The 22,722-nt window shown below is 36.6% G+C and carries 24 protein-coding genes and 1 riboswitch; of the genes, 9 read left to right on the top strand and 15 right to left on the bottom strand.

Translation table 11 applies throughout. The features are described from left to right. The first annotated feature begins 31 nt into the window (after positions 1-31). Entirely contained in the window at positions 32-529 is a 498-nt protein-coding gene (locus AADH04_RS14075) for a GlcG/HbpS family heme-binding protein (RefSeq protein WP_434777904.1), read from the top strand. Between the two features lie 6 nt (positions 530-535). After that, entirely contained in the window at positions 536-1,894 is a 1,359-nt protein-coding gene (locus tag AADH04_RS14080; RefSeq protein ID WP_434777905.1) for an aldehyde dehydrogenase, read from the top strand. Positions 1,895-1,943: 49 nt separating this feature from the next. Here AADH04_RS14080 and AADH04_RS14085 read toward each other — a convergent pair whose 3' ends face one another. Then, positions 1,944-2,903, bottom strand: coding sequence for a helix-turn-helix domain-containing protein (locus tag AADH04_RS14085; protein WP_434777906.1), 960 nt, complete (start codon positions 2,901-2,903; stop codon positions 1,944-1,946). 131 nt (positions 2,904-3,034) lie between these two features. Here AADH04_RS14085 and AADH04_RS14090 point away from each other — a divergent pair, with 131 nt between their 5' ends. Then, a complete protein-coding gene (locus tag AADH04_RS14090) occupies positions 3,035-3,559 on the top strand; it encodes a cysteine hydrolase family protein (RefSeq protein WP_434777907.1) in 525 nt (174 codons plus the stop codon). Positions 3,560-3,617: 58 nt separating this feature from the next. Here AADH04_RS14090 and AADH04_RS14095 read toward each other — a convergent pair whose 3' ends face one another. Next, on the bottom strand, positions 3,618-4,505 hold the full coding sequence (locus tag AADH04_RS14095; RefSeq protein WP_434777908.1) for a LysR family transcriptional regulator: 888 nt from the start codon (positions 4,503-4,505) through the stop codon (positions 3,618-3,620). A 233-nt stretch (positions 4,506-4,738) separates the two neighbouring features. Between AADH04_RS14095 and AADH04_RS14100 the strand changes: the two genes are divergently transcribed. The 5 genes from AADH04_RS14100 to AADH04_RS14120 are packed head-to-tail and all read left to right on the top strand — an operon-like array spanning position 4,739 to position 8,586. After that, positions 4,739-6,229: a UbiD family decarboxylase gene (locus AADH04_RS14100; RefSeq protein ID WP_434777909.1), complete on the top strand. Its 1,491-nt coding sequence runs from the start codon at positions 4,739-4,741 to the stop codon at positions 6,227-6,229. Positions 6,230-6,241: 12 nt separating this feature from the next. Further along, the gene (locus tag AADH04_RS14105; protein ID WP_434777910.1) at positions 6,242-6,805 is read left to right on the top strand and encodes a UbiX family flavin prenyltransferase; all 564 of its coding nucleotides are present in this window, start codon (positions 6,242-6,244) and stop codon (positions 6,803-6,805) included. Positions 6,806-6,847: 42 nt separating this feature from the next. After that, positions 6,848-7,561, top strand: a complete 714-nt coding sequence (locus AADH04_RS14110; protein WP_434777911.1) for a DUF554 domain-containing protein — start codon at positions 6,848-6,850, stop codon at positions 7,559-7,561. 21 nt (positions 7,562-7,582) lie between these two features. Continuing rightward, positions 7,583-8,032 carry a hypothetical protein gene (locus AADH04_RS14115; RefSeq protein WP_434777912.1) on the top strand — a complete coding sequence of 150 codons (450 nt, stop codon included), beginning with the start codon at positions 7,583-7,585 and terminating at the stop codon, positions 8,030-8,032. A gap of 32 nt (positions 8,033-8,064) precedes the next feature. Further along, entirely contained in the window at positions 8,065-8,586 is a 522-nt protein-coding gene (locus AADH04_RS14120) for a GlcG/HbpS family heme-binding protein (RefSeq protein WP_434777913.1), read from the top strand. A gap of 12 nt (positions 8,587-8,598) precedes the next feature. On the opposite strand, the gene AADH04_RS14125 is transcribed toward AADH04_RS14120, so the two are convergent. The 13 genes from AADH04_RS14125 to AADH04_RS14185 all read right to left on the bottom strand — a co-directional run bounded on the left by AADH04_RS14125 (position 8,599) and on the right by AADH04_RS14185 (position 21,463). Continuing rightward, positions 8,599-9,564, bottom strand: coding sequence for a Csu type fimbrial protein (locus tag AADH04_RS14125; protein WP_434777914.1), 966 nt, complete (start codon positions 9,562-9,564; stop codon positions 8,599-8,601). Next, positions 9,564-11,921 carry a fimbria/pilus outer membrane usher protein gene (locus AADH04_RS14130; protein ID WP_434777915.1) on the bottom strand — a complete coding sequence of 786 codons (2,358 nt, stop codon included), beginning with the start codon at positions 11,919-11,921 and terminating at the stop codon, positions 9,564-9,566. The genes AADH04_RS14125 and AADH04_RS14130 overlap by 1 nt, the downstream gene beginning before the upstream one ends. A 37-nt stretch (positions 11,922-11,958) precedes the next feature. After that, positions 11,959-12,735 carry a fimbrial biogenesis chaperone gene (locus AADH04_RS14135; protein WP_434777916.1) on the bottom strand — a complete coding sequence of 259 codons (777 nt, stop codon included), beginning with the start codon at positions 12,733-12,735 and terminating at the stop codon, positions 11,959-11,961. A 23-nt stretch (positions 12,736-12,758) separates the two neighbouring features. Next, positions 12,759-13,307, bottom strand: coding sequence for a Csu type fimbrial protein (locus tag AADH04_RS14140; protein WP_434777917.1), 549 nt, complete (start codon positions 13,305-13,307; stop codon positions 12,759-12,761). Between the two features lie 7 nt (positions 13,308-13,314). Then, positions 13,315-13,845 carry a Csu type fimbrial protein gene (locus tag AADH04_RS14145; protein ID WP_434777918.1) on the bottom strand — a complete coding sequence of 177 codons (531 nt, stop codon included), beginning with the start codon at positions 13,843-13,845 and terminating at the stop codon, positions 13,315-13,317. Positions 13,846-13,906: 61 nt separating this feature from the next. Next, a complete protein-coding gene (locus tag AADH04_RS14150) occupies positions 13,907-14,440 on the bottom strand; it encodes a Csu type fimbrial protein (protein WP_434777919.1) in 534 nt (177 codons plus the stop codon). A gap of 729 nt (positions 14,441-15,169) precedes the next feature. Next, positions 15,170-16,465, bottom strand: coding sequence for an NCS2 family permease (locus tag AADH04_RS14155; protein WP_434777920.1), 1,296 nt, complete (start codon positions 16,463-16,465; stop codon positions 15,170-15,172). Between the two features lie 87 nt (positions 16,466-16,552). Further along, the gene (locus AADH04_RS14160) at positions 16,553-16,777 is read right to left on the bottom strand and encodes a hypothetical protein (protein WP_434777921.1); all 225 of its coding nucleotides are present in this window, start codon (positions 16,775-16,777) and stop codon (positions 16,553-16,555) included. Next, the gene (locus tag AADH04_RS14165) at positions 16,758-17,102 is read right to left on the bottom strand and encodes a hypothetical protein (protein WP_434777922.1); all 345 of its coding nucleotides are present in this window, start codon (positions 17,100-17,102) and stop codon (positions 16,758-16,760) included. Before AADH04_RS14165 ends, AADH04_RS14160 begins: the two co-directional genes overlap by 20 nt. A gap of 167 nt (positions 17,103-17,269) precedes the next feature. After that, positions 17,270-17,686, bottom strand: a complete 417-nt coding sequence (locus AADH04_RS14170) for a hypothetical protein (protein ID WP_434777923.1) — start codon at positions 17,684-17,686, stop codon at positions 17,270-17,272. Beyond that, a complete protein-coding gene (locus AADH04_RS14175; protein ID WP_434777924.1) occupies positions 17,673-18,992 on the bottom strand; it encodes a phosphatase PAP2/dual specificity phosphatase family protein in 1,320 nt (439 codons plus the stop codon). The genes AADH04_RS14170 and AADH04_RS14175 overlap by 14 nt, the downstream gene beginning before the upstream one ends. Next, positions 18,992-20,764, bottom strand: coding sequence for a bifunctional alpha/beta hydrolase/class I SAM-dependent methyltransferase (locus AADH04_RS14180; RefSeq protein WP_434777925.1), 1,773 nt, complete (start codon positions 20,762-20,764; stop codon positions 18,992-18,994). The genes AADH04_RS14175 and AADH04_RS14180 overlap by 1 nt, the downstream gene beginning before the upstream one ends. 93 nt (positions 20,765-20,857) lie before the next feature. After that, a complete protein-coding gene (locus AADH04_RS14185) occupies positions 20,858-21,463 on the bottom strand; it encodes a CDP-alcohol phosphatidyltransferase family protein (RefSeq protein ID WP_434779858.1) in 606 nt (201 codons plus the stop codon). Between the two features lie 162 nt (positions 21,464-21,625). Here AADH04_RS14185 and AADH04_RS14190 point away from each other — a divergent pair, with 162 nt between their 5' ends. Beyond that, entirely contained in the window at positions 21,626-22,375 is a 750-nt protein-coding gene (locus AADH04_RS14190) for an SDR family oxidoreductase (RefSeq protein WP_434777926.1), read from the top strand. Positions 22,376-22,425: 50 nt separating this feature from the next. Beyond that, positions 22,426-22,615, top strand: a riboswitch (cobalamin riboswitch). Positions 22,616-22,722 lie beyond the last annotated feature (107 nt).

Below are 22,722 nucleotides of genomic sequence, written 5' to 3' on the forward strand. Positions count from 1 at the left end.
TTTAAAGCCATAGAAAAATAACGGAGCAGTTATGGACAGCAAAACATTATTACCAAACGATTTGGTTGAGGTTATTTCTCAAACCGTATTAGCGGTAATGAATCATGCTGGTGCTGATGTCACATTAAAACAGGCAGAATTTTTAGCAAAACAAGCACAAAAAAGAGCCAATCAGATTGGTGTGCCTATGAGCATTGCCGTAGTGGACAGCAGCACTAATTTGGTTTTACACCAACGTATGGAAAAAGCACTTTTAGTCAGTGTGAATGCTGCTTTGAATAAAGCTTACACAGCTGCTTCTTTTGGTATGTCTTCTGGAAAGCTATTGGATATTACACAATCTGAAATGGTTTTAACCGCATTACAAAATGGCGATGGTCGCATTATGCCTTTATCAGGTGGTTTACCCATTGTTGTCAATGAACAAATAATTGGTGCAATAGGTGTCAGTGGTGGGCAGGCAAACCAAGATGAAGAAGTTGCACTTTATGCCTTACAAGCATTTAGTCAAACACCTTGTGAAGGTTAAATTGATATGAATTTAGATTCTCAGCAATTACAACAATTAATCACCAACATTGTGTTAAATCAGGTACAGGATGTAGGTTCTGCACCTGTTGTAGCTGCCACAAATATTGATGCTACTCTTAAGTCGGCTAAAAAAGCACAAAATCAGCTTGTTGGTTTGCCTTTAAAAAAACGAGAACAATTAATTTGTACCATTAGAACGCATATTGGTGCTCATCAAGAGCAATGGGCAAAAACCATTGTTCAAAATACGCAAATGGGTAATTGTGAGGATAAAGTAACCAGTTTTCATTTGATCAGTTATTACACACCTGGTTTAGATTGTTTGGAAGCAACTGTAGATACAGGGGATGATGGGTTAACATTACATGAGTATTCCCCTTATGGGGTGGTATTGGTTAGTTTACCTTACTATTATGCGGTAGAAGCATTATTGTCTAATATCATCAGTGCCTTAAGTGCAGGTAATGCCATTATTTTTGGTGTGGCTGAGCCGCTTTATCAGATATGTCAACAAATAGCTTTATCTATTAACCAAGCCATTGTGGCACAAGGTGGGCCTGATTTTTTAATTCATATCTTTACAGAAAACCATTTACAAGCACTAACTGTTCATGATGATATTGATTTATTGTTATTAACAGGTCAGGAAGCATTGTCTTCTGTACCTTTTGACAAAAAATTAATTGTGACTGGTTCTGCTCATACACCTGTTCTTGTAGATGAAACTGCACAAATTGCTCAGGCGGCAGAGCATATTGTCTCTGGTGCCAGTTTTGATCATAATTTATCTTGTTTATCAGAAAAAGTCATTATCGCTGTTGATGCTATAGCAGATTTTTTATTGCATCATTTAGTGATGAATGGTGCTTATCTCGTGAGTCAGACCGATATGCTCAGGAGGCTAGAGTATTTATTAATGAGTGAGAACCAGCTAAAAGGACGCTCAGCAACAGATATTTTGAACCTATTAGGTGTTTATGATCAACAGGATGTCAAACTATTGATAATTGAAACAGATGAACATCACTCATTTGTTTGGCAAGACCTTATGTTACCTGTTTTACCTTTTGTCCGTGTAAAAGATGTTGATAACGCCATTAATATTGCCGCACAAATTAGTGGAAAAAATCGTCATACGGCAGTAATGCACTCAAAACATATTGATCATTTAACGCGTTGTGCCAAGACATTACAAACAGTGATGTTTATTAAAAATGCACCTTCTTATGCCGGTTTAGGTTTAAAAGGTGAAGGTTTCACTAGCTTTACCATTGCGGGTAAAACAGGCGAAGGTGCCATTTGTGCCCGCCATTTTTCTCGTGCAAGACGTTGTGTGTTGTCAGAAGGCTTTTTGATTAAGTAAAGCGTCTGTATTAATAAAATATAGGCTACTTAAAAAGAAGGCCGTATGATTAATGTGTGCTTTTAAACATTTGACGCCATTGTATTGGTGCAACCCCAAAATTGATCTGAAAATGGTGTCTCAAAGAAGCTGTCGTATTGAAACCTGCTATTCTTGCAATATGCTCAATAGAATGGTTTGTGCTTTCAAGTAATAATTGAGTCACATGTAAACGCTCGTTGATTAACCATTTGTGAACAGGCATACCTGTTGCTTTTTGAAAGCGGCGAGTAAAGGTTCTGCGACTCATTAATACACGATTTGCTAGTGAGTCCAGAGTATGTGTTTGACTCAGGTTTTCTTTGAGCCATTGTAGTAAATCATTTAAGCGCACATCTTGTGAATTTATAGGAACTGTATGTTCAATAAACTGTGCCTGTCCACCTTGCCTGTGTGGTTGAATCACTAAGCGTCTGGCTATTTTATTGGCAATTTGTCCCCCATAGCGTTGTCTGATTAAATGCAAACAGCAATCCAAACCAGCAGCGGTACCTGCCGATGTCACAAGCCTATCTTCTTCAATATAAAGAGCACTCATATCAAGCTGGACGGATGGAAATCGCCTAGAAAAGTCGTCAGCAAACTCCCAATGAGTAGATGCTTTTTTCTGATCAAGTAGTCCAGTAGCAGCCAGAACATAAGTACCAAGACAAAGGCCAACAATTTGTGCACCACGTTGATAAGCCTGTATTAAAGCAGCTAATAAGGGTTGTGGCGGTTTTTCTTTCGGATCACGCCAACAGGGAACAATAACAATATCAGCTTGTTCTAAATCTTTAAGATCATAGTTTGTCTTGATGCTTAACTCACCAGAGGCCATAGTGCTAACAGGGTTGGGTTCTGCTGCACAAATCATCAGTTTAAACTCAGGGATATCAGGGGATTGGGTGCCAAAGACAATACAGGGAACAGAAAGGTGAAAATGGCTAAATTGATGATAGGTAATAACCGCTACAGTAAGTGCTTGCATGATTAAAAATAAATAAATTGATTATGGCCCAATATTAGTGAAGATTGTCATTCGTGTCACTTATTTGTTGAAATATTTTTGTTTAGAATGCAGTTTCTACTGACAAACAGATAATAAATTTGGAGGGTAATATGCAAGAGAAGAAAAGAGCTTTGGTGATTATTGATGTACAAAATGATTATTTTCCTGAAGGAAAATTTCCTTTGTGGCAAGCGGAAGAAGCATTGGGGCATATTGAGCAGGCAATAGAAAAAGCACAAACATTAAACATCCCCATTCTTTTGGTTCAACACATTGTGGAAGAGGACATACCCAATATGTTTTTTATTAAAGAGACACACGGAGTGCAAATACATCCTCGTCTATTAACTGCTGTATCAAATGCACCTATTATTACAAAACATTTTACAGACAGCTTTTTTGAAACACAATTAGATGCGACATTGCAGAAACTAGGGATAGAAGAGTTGCTTATTTGTGGCATGATGACTCAAAATTGTGTTGTTTTTACCGCATTATCAAAGGACGCAGCAAAATATGAAGTCAGTGTTCTATCAGATTGTTGTGCGGCTGTTAGCCAAATGGTGCAACAACTTACTTTAGGGGGGCTTTCACTGCATTTTCGGGTAGATACAAGTGACAATATTTTAATATGAAATCAATGGGCTAATAAAATATTAGCCCGTTGGTATACAGTATCCTTTTATCAATCTTTTAAGAAAAGGGATAGCCTTGTTCCAATACTTCCATTAATTCATATATTGGTGCGGTAGTGGTGAGTTTTACAATTGATGGAAAGAATACTTGCGGCACAGGAAGAATTTTAATGACCTGACAGTTTTTTAAAGGCATCGCCTGTAATTCTGACTCGGGTAATAAAGAGGCAGCCTCTAGCCCAGACTCAAGCCATTCTAAAATAACAGTCGGTTGGGAGATTTTCATGATAATATTTGGTTGTTGATCATAGACACTTAATTGATCAACCAAAAGTTCAAATATTCCTTTACCGCTTGCTTTACGCAATAAGACCAGAGGAAAACGAGTCAGTTCAGATAACACCATCGTCTCTTGCTTGCTATTATTCATAAGCTTATTGTTGACGACTGCCACTAGATTAATGGGATTAAATGAAAGACAATCATAGCTTTTCATTTGATCTGGCCGCTGAATAAATGCTACATCAATTAAACCATTATTCAAAAGTAGCTCTAAATGGCTTGAATCAGACACTGAGACAGAAATTTTGATATCAGGATGTCTTTTATGAATTTCCAAAATAAGCGCTTTAAAGTAGCTTTGAAATAGGTGAGTTAAACCAATATGTAAGGTCTTTGTTTCATTTTTTGCTAATAAAATAGCCTCTCGTTGTACATCTTCAATTTCTTGAAAAATCTTACTTGCTCTTTTATAGAGTAAAAAACCTGATGGGGTAGGTTCTATTTTTCCTGCATTTCTTAAAAACAAAGGAATACCCAATTCTTCTTCGAGTTCTTGTAGCCTTTTGCTTAAAGGCGGTTGAGAAATATGTAATGCTTTTGCCGCTCGGGTTATATTCCCATGTTCTATAACCGTACAGAAATATTTAAGTCTTTTTAGGTCCATATTCTCCGTGCCTTAAGAGATTTTATTGCTCATTGAACTGATTGGTTAACATTGCTTAATATCAATTTATAAGCTTGATAATGATATCTTTTGAGTATAAGCATTATACCAAAATAGTCTCATACTATTTTGATATGTTTGGTATTTTAAAACGGTATTTTCAAAAAAAATCATAGCTGGCTATATTTAGACTCATCCAAGAATTAATCAACCATTAGATAGAAGGATGCAAAATGTCTAAATTAATGAAAGAGCAAAAAGTCCATGATTTACGTTCAGCATTAGCGCTTTTAGAACAAATTCCAGGAGAGCTTGTTAGCACTGATGTTTCTGTAAACCCTACAGCGGAGCTTTCAGGTGTTTATCGTTATGTAGGTGCAGGTGGAACATGTATGCGTCCAACTAAAAAAAATGGACCTGCCATGATGTTTAACACAGTGGAGGGGTTTCCAGATTTTCGAGTCGTAATTGGCCTAAATGGTTCACGTAAACGGGTTGGACACTTACTTAACTACCCACCAGAAAGACTAGGTTTTTTATTAAAAGATTCTGTAGAAAAAGCGATTGCACCTGTTGTTGTAGACAACGAGAAGGCCGTGTGTCAAGAGGTTGTTCATTTAGCTAGTGACCCAAATTTTGACTTGCGTACATTATTGCCAGCACCAACAAATACTGAAGAAGATGCAGGCCCCTATATTACTATGGGTTTATGTTATGCCTCTGACCCAGAAACAGGAGAGTCAGACATTACCATTCACCGTCTTTGTGTTCAAAGTAAAGATGAGCTGTCTATGTGGCTAACACCTGGTCGTCATATTGATGCGTTCCGTCAAAAAGCCGAAGCTGCAGGTAAACCATTACCTATTTCTATTAGTATAGGAGTAGACCCCGCCATTGAAGTGGCGGCTTGTTTTGAACCACCAACCACACCATTAGGTTTTGATGAATTAAGTATTGCAGGCGCTATTCGTGGTTATCCAATTGAATTAACAAAATGCTTAACCATAAATGAGCGTGCAATTGCGCACGCTGAGGTTGTCATTGAAGGGGAATTATTGCCTAATGTTCGTGTTCGTGAAGACCAAAATACCGATACAGGTAAGGCAATGCCTGAGTTTCCAGGTTACACTGGAGAAGCAAAAGAAAGTATTCCTGTCATTAAAGTGAAAGCGGTTACTCATAGACGCAATCCTATTTTACGTACAACAATTGGACCAGGAGAAGAGCACGTCAATATGGCTGGTATCCCTACTGAGGCCAGTATTCTTGATATGGTTGAGCGTGCAATGCCAGGTAGATTGGTTAATGTATTTGCTCATACTTCAGGTGGTGGCAAACTGCTTGCTGTTATGCAATTTAAAAAAGCAGTCGTTGTTGATGAGGGTAGACAACGACAAGCAGCATTACTGGCTTTTTCTGCCTTTCCTGAATTAAAACATGTCATTTTAGTCGATGAAGATGTGGATATTTTTGATACAGATGATGTGTTATGGGCAATGCAAACCCGTTATCAGGGCGATGTCAGTACAGTATTCATCCCCGGTGTTCGATGTCATCCTTTGGATCCTTCTCAAACACCACAATTTAGCCCAAGTATTTTAGAAGTAGGGACATCATGTAAAACAATTTTTGATTGTACCGTTCCATTCAGCCTTAAGTCTCATTTTGAACGATCTAAGTTTAAAGAGGTTGATGTGAAAAAGTTTTTACCTGATTTTGAGTAAGGAATAGTCATCATGGCAAGAAAACGCATTGTAGTGGGCATCAGTGGTGCAACAGGGTTTCAGTATGGCTATAAAGCACTTGAGTTATTAAAACCAGTTGATGTTGAAGTACATTTGGTTGTTTCTCGCGGTGCACAAAAGGTACGTCAATTAGAAACCAACTATACCGAAGATGAAGTAGTCAGTTTGGCAGACGTTGTTCATCAGATCGATGATCTGGGTGCCTCTATTGCCAGTGGTTCTTTTGAAACAATTGGTATGTTGATTGCACCATGTTCAATGCGTTCTCTTGCTGCTATTGCCCATGCTTTTACAGATAATTTGTTAACAAGGGCAGCAGATGTGGTGCTTAAAGATAGGCGACGTTTGGTACTCATGGCCAGAGAAACACCATTAAATTTGGCTCATATTAATAATATGCGTCAGATTACAGAAATGGGTGGGATTATTTTCCCTCCTGTTCCAGCTCTATACAATCGTCCTGATTCAGTTGATCAAATAGTGACACATAGTGTTGGTAGAGCGTTGGATTTTTTTGGCTTAGGTATTAAAGACATTCCGCGTTGGAAAGATTGACCTATCGTTTTTGTGCATATTAAATTTATAAGGTGTCGAAAAATGTTAATTGGTCCTTATGCTAATGGTTTAGCTGTGGTAGTAGGTGGTTTGGTTGGGGCTTTTTTAGGCAATAAACTTCCTGAGAGGGTCAGGGTTGCTTTACCGCTGACATTTGGTTTGTCTTCAATATGTTTGGGGATAACCTTAATTATAAAAGTAAAATATATGCCAGCTGTTGTATTGGCTGTGGTATGTGGCGCTTTAATTGGTGAGATATGCTATGTTGAAAAGGGAATTGGGCGTTTAGCAGGGAGTATGCGTACAATTATCGACAAGGTTTTTCCGCCACAAGAAGGGTTGTCTCATGAGGAATTTATTGAAAAATTTGTCGCCATTTTAGTATTGTTTTGTGCCAGTGGTACAGGCATTTTTGGTGCCATGCAAGAAGGCATGACTGGAGACCCTTCCATTTTATATATTAAAACAATACTTGATTTATTTACTGCATTAATTTTTGCCACCAGCCTAGGTTATGCCGTTGCGACTATTGCTGTTCCTCAGCTTATTATTCAATTATGTTTGGCTATGTTGGCTATCTTTATTCTGCCTTTAACCAATGCAGAAATGATGGCAGATTTTTCTGCTGTTGGTGGGATTATTATGTTGGCAACAGGTTTTCGTATTTGTGGGATTAAAATGTTTCCGATTGCCAATATGCTTCCTGCGTTATTACTTATTATGCCGATTTCGCATGTTTGGGCATCATTATTTTAATTGTCAAAGGTAATCTGCGTTATGTTTTCTATGCCCACAGAGTTTGTCGACTTTATGAATCAACATCATATTTTAAGCCTTGCAACATATGCTGATCAAGCTCTGTGGGCAGCCAATTGTTTTTATGTTTTAGAAGAAAACCATGCAAATTTGATTATTTTAAGCAGTCAAAAAACAAAACACGGCAGTATGATGCTTGACTCTCCTTTGATCGCAGGAACTATTTGTTCTCAATCAATTAAAATAAGGGATATTCGTGGCATACAATTTACGGCTTTGGCTCGATTATTAGAAGCAAATGAGCGAAAACAGGCCTTAAGTCGTTATATCAAACGTTTTCCTATTGCGGCACTACATCGCCAAAGTGACGTGTGGGCATTAAGGCTTCAAACGATTAAATATACCAGTAATCATTTAATTTTTGGTTCAAAAATGTATTGGCAAAGGCAAGCCAATACAGATTCTAATTGAAGAGTGATGAATAAACACTTTATAGAAAGGTGATGATGAACCATCAGATTAAGAAAATACTTTCAAGAACCATTATATTTGGCGTTTTTGTATTGTCATGTTTCGTTTATGCACAAAATGATATTCAAAATGAACAGCAAATTTATTTGACTCAAAAGACAGTATCATTAGATGGAGCCCGTCAAGCCATTAAAGCAGCTCAAGAAGAAGCAATAAAAAAAGGATGGCATATTAGCGTGGCTGTTGTCGATGTGAGTGGGCAGTTAGTGGCATTAGAAAAAAATGATTTTGCTATAGGTGTTAGCCCAACTGTTGCTTATGAAAAAGCACGTACAGCAGCACTTTTAAAAGCGCCTTCTAAAGAGTTTGAGCAATATATCAATAATGGTCAGCCTAGTTTTCTTGCTACCCCTGGTGTGACACCTTTAGAGGGCGGTATACCAATTAAAGTAGAAGGTGTGGTTATCGGTGCAGTTGGTGTCAGTGGAGCCCATGGTGGTTATGATTCTCATATTGCAACAATTGCAGCACAAGCAGCTGCTAATCAACGATAAAATTGACCTACTTTAATAAAAAACAGTAAAAACCATATTGTCAGTATAAACACCAGCAGGCTGTTCAGCTTGTTGGTTGTTTATTTTAACTTTATATTTTATATCTTGATTTGTCCCTGTACCAACTCCTGCTTGAGGGTTGGCACTGTTCCAAACTACGGTATCATTATTGTATAGATAAATATTATATTCTAAATAATTATTAGAAGTACTGTTTTTCATTCTGCGCCATCCATTGGCACTATAAGCACCATCAGAAAAATAAGTAACATAACCTTCTTGGGCGGTACAGCTTAATGTAATGGTGTTTTCTTTTGTGTTAAATTGTCCAACAAAGCTTTGAGCACCAAAATCCACATCTGGTGTGTTGCCAATCAAGCAGTCTTTAGTAACTTCTAAGGTAATGGCTACAGAGCTTTTTTTTGAGTCATTTGTACTGGTCCAAGAATCTGTACAGATTAAACCACCAATGCCCAGCCCCCCACAAATATCATAATTCCAGATAAAGTTGGCAGTGTCTGTATAGGTTCCAGCACTGACATTAATATTATTGGCCGTTTTGACATAAATAGGAATGGTGATACCTTGGCTACCCAAAACTATGTTTAATAAAGAACTCGACTTATAGCTAAAATTTGTGCCTATTAAAAAAGGCTTTGAGTAGGCTTGATCTGCATATAAAGTATATGGAATACTGTCTCCTAAACTATTAACCAGTTTCAAATTATTAGTCGTAGAGCTTAATTTAGCATTGATATCGTTACTGCCTAAAATTGAGATAGACAGCCCAGAGCAACTCATGCCTGCTGCCCCTGAGCTACTTGCTGCAGTTGTGGCAATATTGTAAGAGCTTTTTGACCCTAAATTGACTTGTTGGGCTGAAAATTTGCATGTATCTGCTGCCCATACAGGATAAAAAAACATCATGAAAATGATCACTGTCAATAATTTAGATAGATGGAAAATTGATGATTTCATTATTTATTTTCTAAGCAAAGTAATGGTTCCTGAGCATTGTTTTGGCTAAAGTGAGCATGGCATTGTTTCGTGCCATCTGGCCAAGTAATCACTAAATCATTTTTATCTGATTTGAATTGATTCAGATAGACAATACCATCCCAGCCAACATACGCCTCAATAGAATCACTTCCTTTTAATTGGATGGTACTGCCAACAGGCAAGAAATTCTTATCTTCACCTACTAAAGTAAGCGTCATGGCATTATTTTGAGTTAAATTAAATCTCATTAAATAACCGCTGTTTTCTCGAATCGCAATAGACTGCTCAACTTCGGGTACATTAATATCTGCAGGTAAAGTCAGTGAATTAATTGAATACTTACCTTGATAATAGGCTGTCACATCAGGAATCAATAAGTGACCATTGTGATTGGTGGTGCCAATCAATTGGTTTTCATAATGAACAGGTACATTTTCGTATCCATTGGTTGATACCAGTACAAAAGAATCATCTATTTTATTGGCTACATAAATATCATGATCCATTGCAATTAATGAACCGTTTAGTTCTGCCCAAAGTGTATGATTGTCTTGGCCATAAACGCCTGCTTTAGCTTCAAAATGACGGGTTTTCCATGTTAAATTAGCTTCTTTATAATCGTGATTAGATTGATCTTTACTGGCGTAACCCACACCCCAACCTAAACCACCTTCAGTTGGTACAGATTTATCATAAGCAATACGATGGGTGTAATGATTTTTTTCATCTCGAGTACTGTTTAAAGAGACATTGCTTTGGGTATCTAGCGGAATATATAAACCAAGGGCCGCACTGTAACGGTGTTCTCCAATTTGTTTATTCATGGTCATGTACAAATTGATGTTTTTAAATAGCGATTTGCTGTATGAAATGTTCAGTAAACGAGTAGCAGGCTCATCATAATTTTTAACATTGACATAACCTGCACTTAAAGAACCGAATGTTCCTAATGATAAACTGCCCGAAATCTGATCTGTATGATAACGATTATTCGTATTCAGATCAATTGAACTTAAGTCTTTAAAACCTTTACTTTGTTGTGTTCTTCGAGCATTAAAGCTAAATAAGCGTCTGCTATAACTGTAGCCAATACTGGTTTGTTGGCCTTTACTATTTGAAGAGAATACTTCATTAGCCTCATCAGTATTATTGTCAGCATAACTTTTATTGTATGATGTATTTAAAACACCCAATAGGCCAAGCTGGAGCGTCACACCTGCGCCTGCGGTGGTTAACCCCTTACTCATTTGCGTATGGCCTTCTATTGTCAATTTATTGCTTAAACCATAGCGAATGGTAGAGCTTAGAGCAAGATCCCCATAATCAGAAGAAGAAATACCATAGTTTTTACGCAAAGCACCTGCCGAAAAATCAAAATCAATAAACCCTTTTTTCAATAAAGTACTTTCTACATAAAATGGTTGTGTGATTTGCACTTCTCTACCTAGTGTATCTTTTGTCACGATGACTGCTTCCCCAGCACCATTAATATAGGGAAGGCTGTTAATTGAAAAGGGGCCTGGGTCTACATTAAGTGTTTTATTTTTATAATTATTAATATATAAATCAACTGTGCTTGGCACAGCAGCTTGCCCCGAAAATTCTGGTAAAGGATAAGTAATTAAACTGGGGTTACTGGAGAAGTTTCTGGAAATCTTAATGCCACCTAAACGCACTGAACTTGTCCATGGTAATGAACCTGTGATGACATCACCAAGGCTATAACGAATCATTTGTTTTTCGTCTGTATATTTCCAAGTAGTGTTATAACGAATATAGCCATTTTTTTGATCTAGCTGTTCATTTTTTACAGTATATTTATACAGACCATCATTATTAAATGCACCAAAACGACCAAATAAACGCTGTTCAGTAAAGGCAGAAATATAACCGTTTGTGTCATCATGACTGCTTTTATTTGCATATAAAGTGTAATTGAATAAAGCACCATTACTGGATGGTGCCAAGATATTTTGTTCTGCAATATAATTGGTGAGGTTTTGTTTGGGTAGCCATGTCATAGGTACCGTCAGTTGAAGCTTTTGTTCACTACTTTGATAATCAACTGTGACACCTTGCAATAGATCAACAGCAATTTGTTCCTGTGTCGATTCAATAGCTAAGCCTGCATCAGCCAAAAGATTAGCGGCAATATAATAATGGCCAGCTTGATAATGAACAGGTATCAATTGCCCTGTTTGTTTACCATTAATCACCAACTCCAGCAATAGCGCCATATCAGGCAATTGTTGTTCCTTATTTTGGCTAATGTTTTCAGTTTGCCCATAAACAAGAGGCAAATGAAATAGGGAACCACCTAATAATAGGGCAAGCATAGGTATTTTTTGCCTGATAATCTTCACTATTAACCTATTAAAGTGATTCTTTAATTAAATTCATGGGTTGTTTTTCATTATTAACCTGTGCACTGATTTGTTCACTTCCTTTTATTGAGTGTTGTTTGGGTATCGCCCAGCGCATAGTTGAACTAGGCAAAACATAGCCAACTAAACCATTCATTAAAACTGTTGATTTATTGGTTATATTAGATATACGTGCATGAACAGAGCCACTATTATGGATTTCAAGCCACTGCTGGTTCTTTTGGTCAATAAGTCGATAACTTAATTTAGGTAAAGATACGGTTTCTGGCGCACGTTTATTTTCATAGTCTTCTTTTGTCCAAACATTTTTACCACTTGAAAATAGAGGAACCGAATAACGCATTTGGAACTGTAAGCCCGCTGTGGTTATTTTTTTGTCTTGATTTGTATCTGTATCTTTTTTAGGAATTTCATCTACCAAAATTCGATAAGCTTTTTCCGAACCTTCAGGCAATTTGGCTGAAGGTGTGCGAACCAAGCGGATGAGTTGTTTCTCATTTGGTTTAATTAAAGCAAAAGGCGGACTTACTGTGATATCTTTTTGAGAGGATAGTTTGTCTTCATTATTTTCTTGTTGCCAATCAAGCACCCTAACTTGAAAATAAACTGTTTCTTGTCCTTTGTTTTCCAACCAGATGGCTGAAGCATTTTGATAATCTTCCAAAACAGGATCTATTGGCCAGATTAATACAGATGCCGCAGCAAAGACAGTTGCAGATAAACACAAAGAGATTAAATACAATAAACAAGCTTTAATATAAGTCATATAAAAATTCCATCATGATCAAATTAATAAGTCACCGTAACCAAAATATGGTCAGCGTATTGACCTGCACTGGGTAATGTTGTTGTAGAAAATAAAGTTCCGTATATTTTGAATTCTTGCGATAACCCATTAGTGGTAATAGCCAATGTTGAGCCGCCATTACTGTTGTTTCCCCAGATTTGGCTATAAGATGCATCTTTATACAGTTGATAACGTAATGTTTCGTTTGTATTACTGTTTAATAAAAAGCGACCTGCTGCAATATTGGTGCCCGCATGAGCACCTGTATTAAGTGCAATAGAAATACTGGTGTTTGGGGTACATTTAACGACAATGGAACCACCCGAAGAGGCATTGGAAAGTGTGTTTAATGAGCTATTTAAACCCGATATATTATCACCAAAATTAAGTGAGCCAAATGAGGCAGAATCTGTTAATAAACAGCCTTTATTGATCGTTGCTTTTATTGTAAATGATTGTTGTTTTGTTTGATTGTTGATATCTGCCGCAAAAATCGATGGGCAGGTGAATATAAGGAAGCTGATCAATAAAATTAAATAAAATTTTTTCATATCATCACTACCAGCTTATTGTGACAGGAATCACATCAGTATAGATGCCTGAATAGACCGTAGTTTGCGCATACACCATGCCATAAACAGGAATCCATTGTTCTTGTCCTGTTGCTATTTGGCTTAACCCAACCGTACTGTCCCAAATGGTGGTGTAGTTACTGTCTGTATAAAGGTTATAGTAAATACGGTCTGTGGCATTGTTTCTTTTCATAAATCTTTGCTGGGCATTACCACTATTACCATTACCCATCACAATTTTATAATTGGTATTGTTGTTACACTTTATTCTAATGGCGCCAGCATTTTGAGTGCCGATCACTTTAATATCTTGTTTTAAAAAAATTTGGTCACCAAAATTTAAGGTGCCAAAAGAAGTGGCACCTCCTGTTGTTGTGCCAGCCTCACAAGAAGCAATGAGCGTTGCATTTACATCAAAAGAAGCATTTTGTGTATCAGCTAAGACAAAAGAATTGAATAAAAAAAAGAAGGGTAATGTAATGGTAAAATACCGCACTTTTTTGCTTACATAACCCATTATTGATTTTCTCTTTTGTAGACAATTTAATCATTATTTTTTTATAAATGAATCGCAAGTATTACCAAGCAACAGTCATGGTAACTGTATCGTTATAAGCGCCAGTGGTGGGGGTGGTTGCATTAGCTGGCACTTGACCATAAACAGTTAAATCAACATTGGTGTTGCCTGCCGTGCTGGTGCCAGAGACCACACTGCTTTTATTCCATACAGTACTGCGGGAGTTGTCTTTAAATAAATTATAAGCAATAAAATCGGTTCCATTGCTCATTCTGCGTTGACCCGATGAAGCATGTTGTCCATCATCTAATGAAACGGTGTAATTAGTGCCCGTTGTACAATTTAAAGTAAGCGAACCTGGTGTAGCATTCATATTGACAGAATTTGCATTAATCACTGAAAGTAAATTTGGGTGACTACCAAAATTTAGTTGTCCAAAATTATTAATTGATCCTGTTGTTGTTGAATCCATTATTTGGCAACCCGTACCTATATTAATAGACACATTAATATTACCATTGATTTCAGCAGCATAGGTGTTTGCCATAATAAACAGGCCAGAAGTAATGGCTAGTTTTTTGATGATTTTATTCATATAACGGAACCTTTGTAGTAGAGAATTATGGATGAAACATCTTTAAAAACTAGCAAGTACAAATGGCTAGCTAAGAATCAAAATATTCTATTTGAGTCTCGCATGCTAGATTAATGATAAATTTTCATTTTTTCCAATATAATATTTAAATTAATTTATTTTTTTGATAGATTTTTTTATTTTTATGTTTTTTTTAAATTTATATTTCTGCATTTTTGGATTTTGTTTTTATTTAATATTTTGTATTTTATTAACTTTTTTATTTTGTTGATGATTATAGTTTAAATAAATCGATTTGATTCGTTTTTTTATCTTGGTGTTTTTTTGTGGTGAGAACTCATTATTTCGGCATTATGTTGAAATAATAATTGTTATATGGATTAAAACAGTCAGATTGATTGAATGATTACCCATAGTGTACTAACAAATATGTAACTTTATTTAATATAAATATTTTTATTCTATTTTGGTGACAAATAACATACAAAATTAATCATTTTTTGTACATGTTTTTACTCATTTTTTATCTCAATTGTTTGATTGTATTTAATTTTTTTTGTAATTGTATACGCATTCATTAATGACAAAATGATCACCATCTTACAGATAAAAAAACAAAAAGAAGCTATTTGTGTTATTGGCGTAGCAGCCATATAAATAGTTGAAGTAAAAAAACAGTGGCTTATTTTTTATAAGCCACTGTTTTTGTCTTAATAGATTTATTCAGTATTATCCGATAATAGACCAAAGTAATTTCAAAATGAATATACAGCCAACCAAGCAAACGGTGATATTTAATTCCTTTATACGTAAAGTTACTATTTTCATCAAAATATACACAACCCATGCTAAAGCCAGACTATCTGAAATTTTCCAAGTCAGGCCAATAAACACAATCGCAATGATTGCTGGAAAAGATTCAGTTGGGTCGTCAAATTTAATTTTTGTTATAGGTGCCAGCATGTACCAGCCAACCACGATTAAAGCAGGTGCAACAGCAGCAAACGGAATGGCCAAAAATATAGGTGCACAAAATAGCGCCAACCCAAAACATAAAGCCGTCACAACCGAGGTTAGGCCTGTTCTTCCACCAACAGCAACGCCTGTACCACTTTCACCATAAACCGTATTGGGTGAAACACCTAAAAAACTGCTGGTGATGGCGGAAAAAGAGTCAGCAATAAATGCTTTACCCATTTTAGGGCGATATTTTGCACCATCATTTCCCATGACACTAAATAACCCTAAAAACCCCGCTAAGCTATCTACCAAAGCAATAAATACAAAAACAAAGACAACAGATAAAAAATCAAATGATTTCACCAAAGAAAAGTCAAAATGAAAAGCAATGCTGCTGATGCTGGGGGGCATGCTGAATAGTTGATTTTGATAAATAAAATCGATATTGGTGACTTTTAAAGGAATACCAATAAGCGTTGAGCAAATAATGCCTGCCAGTAGGGCATAACGAAAACGCATGGCTAACAGGATGGCTGTAATCAAAATACCAATAAGCACCAGTTGTACTTCTTTTTGATGGAAATCGCCAAGAGCAGGTAAGCCTGTGCTTAAATCAATCACTTTCGCTTGAATCAACCCAATACCCGCAATCATGATGCCCAAACCACCACATACAGCGTATTGTAAACTAACAGGAATATCTGCCAGTACTTTTTCTCGCAAGGGGGACAAAGACAATAATAAAAAGATGATGCTGGCGAGCAAAACAGCTGTAATGGCTTGAGGCCAGCTGTAACCCATATGCAAAACAACAACAAAAGCAAAAAAAGCGTTGATGCCCATACCCGGTGCGACGGCGAAAGGTAAATTGGCAATAAATGCCATCGCCAATGTGCCTATAATGGCAGCAAGAGCCGTTGCCGTAAATAAAGCTTCTTTAGGCACACCTGCATTAGACAAAATAGCAGGGTTAACCGCTAATACATACACCATGGCACAAAAGGTGGTGATTCCAGCACTGATTTCGATTAAAGCAGTTGTTTTGTGTTCTTTTAATTTAAACATAAAAAATAAATTTCTTTACTTGGTATAAACAATATTTTAAATTATAAAGGTAAAAATATATTTATACTAAGGTTCATTTTATCCTTATTATGAATTGATGATTCGCACAGTACCAATATATGCACTCATAATTGACTTCATAATAAAGCCAACGGCTTGCATTAAAGTCTGCTGTTCTTTAGGTTTAAAGATAGACAGTTTCTCATTCACGTTAAAGATGTGGATGAGTTTATTGATTTCATTTAACCGTTTAGGTTCAGGTAAAGATCGCTCTAATAGGCTTGGTTGTTGTTCAGCTTGTTGTGGTGCCAAAGTTTAAAGTTTGACGAATATCGATATGAGCCGCCACATTATGGCGAATATGGGCAACCAGATAGTTACCGTCTTTGGATAACCCGACTCCATCAATTTTATCGAAATGCTTCTTTTTAGCGACTTCTACCGCTAAAGCCTCGGTTAATTGCTTTTGTTGTTCTTGGGGAAACTCTTTAAGTAAATTATTTTGATTGAGATGATCTTGCACATCCTCGATTGCTTCTGGGAGTTTTTGCCCTATACGCTGCTGTTCTTCTTGTTCTTGCTGCCAGCGTTGCTGTTGCAAGATTTCTAAGTCGATTTCTAGGCGTGGGCGTTCCATAGGACAAAAACAATAGAGAGATAGATAAAAAATAGATTGTACGATATGGATTAGAATAGGGCAGAAAAAAATGTTAAAAAAATAAAAATTAAATGGTATATGTTTATTGAATACAACACAGACAATAGGTATATAGTCCCCATTTGTTGATTGGTTTTTTTCGAGTATTAGCCAATAAAAATAGACAAAAACAAACAAATAACTTGGCTTAAAAGCAGCAAAGTGGCATAAATCAAAAGCTTTTTTGTGCCTTGCCAACGAGAAGACAAACTTCTTGGTTGGCACACTTTTTCGGTTTTGTTTTTTAAAATAAAAGATAAAGCTTCATCAAAAGAGCATGCTTCTTGTTCAGTGGTGATTTGCGATAATGTTTTAAACAATTGTTCATCAATAATAAGACGATAGCCATAATATTGAATAGAGAGCCATAAAAAAAATGAAAGTGCTAACCATATAAAATGTACTTGGTCTACATAATAAACACTTAATTGTAGCCCCAGTAAAAAACAGGCCAAAATAACAAAATACCAGCCACTTTTGGCAAAAGCCGCGATTGTTTGATAGCTTATTTTATTGGGGTGCATGTTGAGTTGTTGCCCATTGGTGTAAAAGGTTTATGTGTTCGTCTCGAAAAAATATTACAGGCCTTTTTGTTTTCACAAGATTAATGGCTTCATCGATTGTATTGGCATCGCCATTGTAGTAAAGCCAAGCAGTTACAACTAAAGCACTACGTGACAGCCCAAGTGCACAATGAATCAAAACACTCGAATGTTGTTTGACTACCTGATCGAATAAAAATACACTTTGCGTCAATTCTTCCACTGTTGGGACAATAAGGTCAAGGCGAGGGCAGCTATAATAGGCAATGTTTTTTTGATAAGGACGGTGAAACCATTTGGCGGTTAGGTCAAAAGCAGCCTTAACCTTAGGCATATTTTTGTTGGGGTATTGCCCTAAAAAAACACCCGGGATAATTTCGTTATAGTGTTGTGTTTTGCGGTTAAACCAGCTAACAACACACCAAGCACCAATAAGAAAAGGGGCCAAAACTATTTTGGCAGATAAACTGATATTGCCTTGAGTATTTTTTTGAAAAATACTGGTACCTAAACCACTGTAAGCCAAAGTCAGCAAGATAAAGTCAAAAGCAATCCACAATAGTAAACTTGAAAATAACCAACTTTTTAACCACCAGGCCAATAGTATGGAAGCAATGGCACAAAATAAATAGCGAAGTTGTAATTGAGCGGCTTTTTTGTCTTGAATTTTTTGCCAATGCCATTGAGTTTGGATGGGTAAAATATAACTGATTAAAACACCTACAATAAAACCACTGAAAACATCAATAAAGTGATGTTGCCATGTTGTTAAAACAGATACTGCAATAAAAATACACCAAATATGTAACAGTCCAAGCCACTTACCTGTTAAATGAGCACGAAAACGCAACCAAATGAGCCATAATAAGATTATATGTAATGATGGCGCTTGATTATAGGGTAGATCAAACAAACTCAATTGATCAAAAAACCAGCCAAATAGGCCGCTTATTTCTGGTCGCCCAAAGCTAAATTTTAATGGGAAAATTAAAAAGCCCAAACAGGCAATAACAGAGGCTGCAATCAGTCTGAATGCATGAATGGTTTGCTCTTTTTTTGAGATACAAACAAATAAAGACAGGCCATAAAGTAAATCTTCTGTCCAATATGGAATAATTGTCCATGCCCAAAAAGGGATTATATGTTCCCAATTGAAAGCAAAAGAGCCTACATTTACTCGGGTGGCCGTATATTGATTGACTGGGATGTAGGTAAGAAAAAAAAGAGGGGCGAGTAATAAGAGCCAATAGCCCCCTCTAATCCATAACTGTTTTTGCGTTTGGAGCATTATTTTACAACTCGTTTTGCAATGCTTACTGAAAAAATACCCCATTGATCAATAAGTTGAGTTTGTTTCTCAAAACCCGCTTGAGCAACTAAATAGTCCATTTCAGCTTGAGAGCGAACACGCATTACCCATGCTTCTCCTTGTCTGTGACTTGTCAGTCCACGGGCAATTAATTCTTGTTGTGGGTGCCAAGGCTGATTTGTATAAATCAAATAACCATCAGCTTCTACTGCCCGAGCCAATCCTTTTAACGAAGCATTTAAAAGGGCATTATCTGCAAATAACTCATAAAGACCAGAAACAATAGCCAAATTAGGTTTAGGTGTTATTGCAGCAAGGTCTTCTTCATCAAAAGCATTGCCATGAACAAATGATGCTCGTTCTGTTAATTCGCGCATAGCAATCATTTCTTGGCCTAATCTAATATTCAATTCACTGTAATCTCGAAATAACACAGATTGCACGCGTGGATCATGTTGTACTGCATCCAACACATAGCGGCCATGGCCTGCTGCAATATCGACAATATGTACTGCTTTATTTTCTTGCGATAATAGCTCAATTGCTTGCTTGATGTATTGTTCCAGATGTTCTTTACGTTGACGTATACCTGTCCAACCAGGGGAGTTTAAGTATTGTGTGTCAATAAAAGTGCCTAATTTATTTTTACCTTGAGGATTGTTTTGGTATACATAATCTAATGTGCTACCAGAGTCAAATCCTGTATCTAAACCAATTTGAACGCCTTTTGACAGTTTGCCAACATATTTTAGTCCTACACCAAACATTCGATAATATATTGCCTTGGGTGAAAACTTAGGTAATTGTGCCAGTAATACTCTATAGGTATCTGCACTTGGGCTCCAACGATCTTCATGTTGGTAATCAAAATCGATTCTTTCTTGCGCGTATAGTGCTTGAATAAAGGCATTGATTTTTTCAAAGGCTATTGTGCGGTCTTTTTCACCTAAAGTATCATGGTAAAAATCAGAAAGAATATGTTGTTCTTTGATTGTACTGCGTAAATGTTCGTAAAATTGAAATTGCGGGCGATGATGAACAACATAATCTTCTCCCGAAATCAATAGCTGGGTTGGTAGGGTAATGGCTGCTGAATCTGCCACGATACGTTTTGAGGTATCATATAAATCCAACAAAACATTACTGGCAATGGCACGGCTGATTAATTGATCATTGTCATATGAACGGGCTCGTTCTGGGTCATGTGTTAAAAATTTGGCTTTCACGTAAGAGTTAATATAAAAACCCCCTTTTAATTTTTGCCATAATCGAATACCCAGTTTGGCAAAAGGCACATAAAGTTTTACTTTAAAGGCAGGGGAAGCCAAAATCATGCCTCTGATTTTGGGTGCATAATCATGAATCCATGTCGCAACCAAAACAGCACCAACACTTTGCCCTAATACAATGATGTTTTTATAAGGAATATGATATTGCTCTGCAATAAAACGGACAAATTCATCTATATCTTGTACCGAACGACCGATACTTGGGCTGTAGCCTCTTTGCCCTGGTGATAATCCATGACCTCTGGCATCCCATGCAAACATGTGGGTGTCGGTTAAATTTAACTCATCAACAATATGCTGTAATCTGCCAGAATGTTCATGGCCACGATGAAATAAGATTATTGCTTTTTGTTCATTTTCTTCTTCGTTTAAAGAAGACCAGTGACGATAGAAAAGTTCAATACCGTCAGATGTAATAAAAGTATGGTCTTGTGCCTTTCTTAATTGTATCTGATCTGTCATGCAGCATCCTTTGCCAAATTGTGTATTGATTATGATGATAAATAAGTTGTCATTCTAAATGAATAATGACATTAAATTAAGTTTTTTATAAATTTATTGTGTTGATATTTGTTTTAAGCCTTTTTGACAACGATTAAAGCAAGTATATAAACATAATAATGCAATACAAATAAAAATAACGGTTAAAAATTGTACAGATGCTGGCCATACTGCCAGTAACAGGCCATAGGTGCCAAGAATGAGTGCTCTGTCGCTTTTTCCCAAAGGGCCGTCATAGCGTCTTGAGGCTCCAATGGTTTGTACCAATACACCACAAAACTCTGTTAAAAACATCAGAAATAAAGCAATTAAAATAAACACAATAGATGCTTGAGACAAAAAGAGAAAAGGCAGATATAAAAAAAGGTCAGACAGTACATCGCCTAATTCATTTAACAATGCCCCTAAATTTGATTGCTGATAAAATTCCCGAGCAAGCATGCCATCAATTGCATTTAAGGCCATACGAAAAAACAAATAAATTGGTAAAATAATAAATAAGTGTGGGTAAGGAAAAATGATCAATAAAACGCCTATACCAATCGAACCAATTAAGGCTGCAAGAGTGACTTGATTGGCCGTAATGCCTTTACTGTATAATTTTTTGACAATGGGGCGCAGTAGGTCTTGAAATTTAGGTTTGATATCGTATAGTGTCATAATTAAATAGGGGTTATTGATTAAAGAGCATGATTCGTGCAAGTTTAATCACCATAATGGCTCAAAATAGGTGTATATTTTACCTGAATATGGTTTGGAAAACGCCATTATTTAGCATTGCTTAAGTAATGAGCCTTTTTATCAATTATAAAGGGGAAAGTTATGAATGTTTTTATTACCGGTGTTTCTGCAGGGTTTGGTGCTGCAATTGCAAGACGTTTTGTCAAAGAGGGACATACCGTTATTGGTGCAGCAAGAAGGATAAAACGTTTAAACGAGCTACAAACAGAACTTGGCGCACAGTTTTTACCATTAGAGCTTGATGTGTGTGATCGTAGTGCCTTGTTAGATTATTTAACTCAATTATCTGGCCCTTTTAAAGACATTGATCTGTTGGTGAATAATGCTGGTTTGGCTTTAGGATTAGAGCCTGCATATCAGGCAAATTTTGATGACTGGAACACGATGATTCAAACCAATGTAATGGCCTTGGCTTCTGTGACTCATGCTATTTTACCTCAAATGGTGGCACGTAAAAAAGGGCATGTGATTAATATGGGGTCTATTGCTGGTACGTACCCGTATCCTGGGGGAAATGTTTACGGTGCGACAAAAGCATTTGTGAAACAATTTAGTTTAAATTTACGTGCTGATTTAGCTGGAACATGTATACGTGTAACTGACATTGAACCGGGTTTGTGTGGGACAACTGAGTTTTCTCAGGTTCGTTTTAAAGGTGATGAACAAAAGGCAGCAGAGCTTTATCAAAATGTTCAACCATTAACCGCAGACGATATTGCTGAAACAGTTTTTTGGGCAGCCACTTTACCTGCTCATGTGAATATTAATCGTATTGAGTTAATGCCAACCGCACAGTCTTCAGGCCCATTATCTGTGTATAAGGAAAAATAACTATTTTTAAGTTTTTTAAATAATCAGCGAGTACTGTTTTGTCTCGCTCTAATGATCTGAACTTAAAATTTTTAAGTAGAATATATAAGTAACAGGAAATCAAGATTAAGTTAGGTGAAAACCTTCCACAGCCCTCGCTGTTGTAATGCTGACAAACCTAATAAACCACTGGGTATTTCTGGGAAGGATTAGGTAAAGCTAAAGCTAAGTCAGAATACCTATCCGTTACGTTAGAAAACTTCTTCGGTTAGAAGAAAGGTCTTTGTGTGTTGAAATTCAACACACATTAGGTTCAAATAAACCCTACCTATTTGTTTAGAAAATAGGTAGGGTTTATTTGTTATTTA

Origin of the sequence: Neisseria sp. Ec49-e6-T10 (genome assembly GCF_051132615.1) — a bacterium.
Lineage (GTDB): Bacteria > Pseudomonadota > Gammaproteobacteria > Burkholderiales > Neisseriaceae.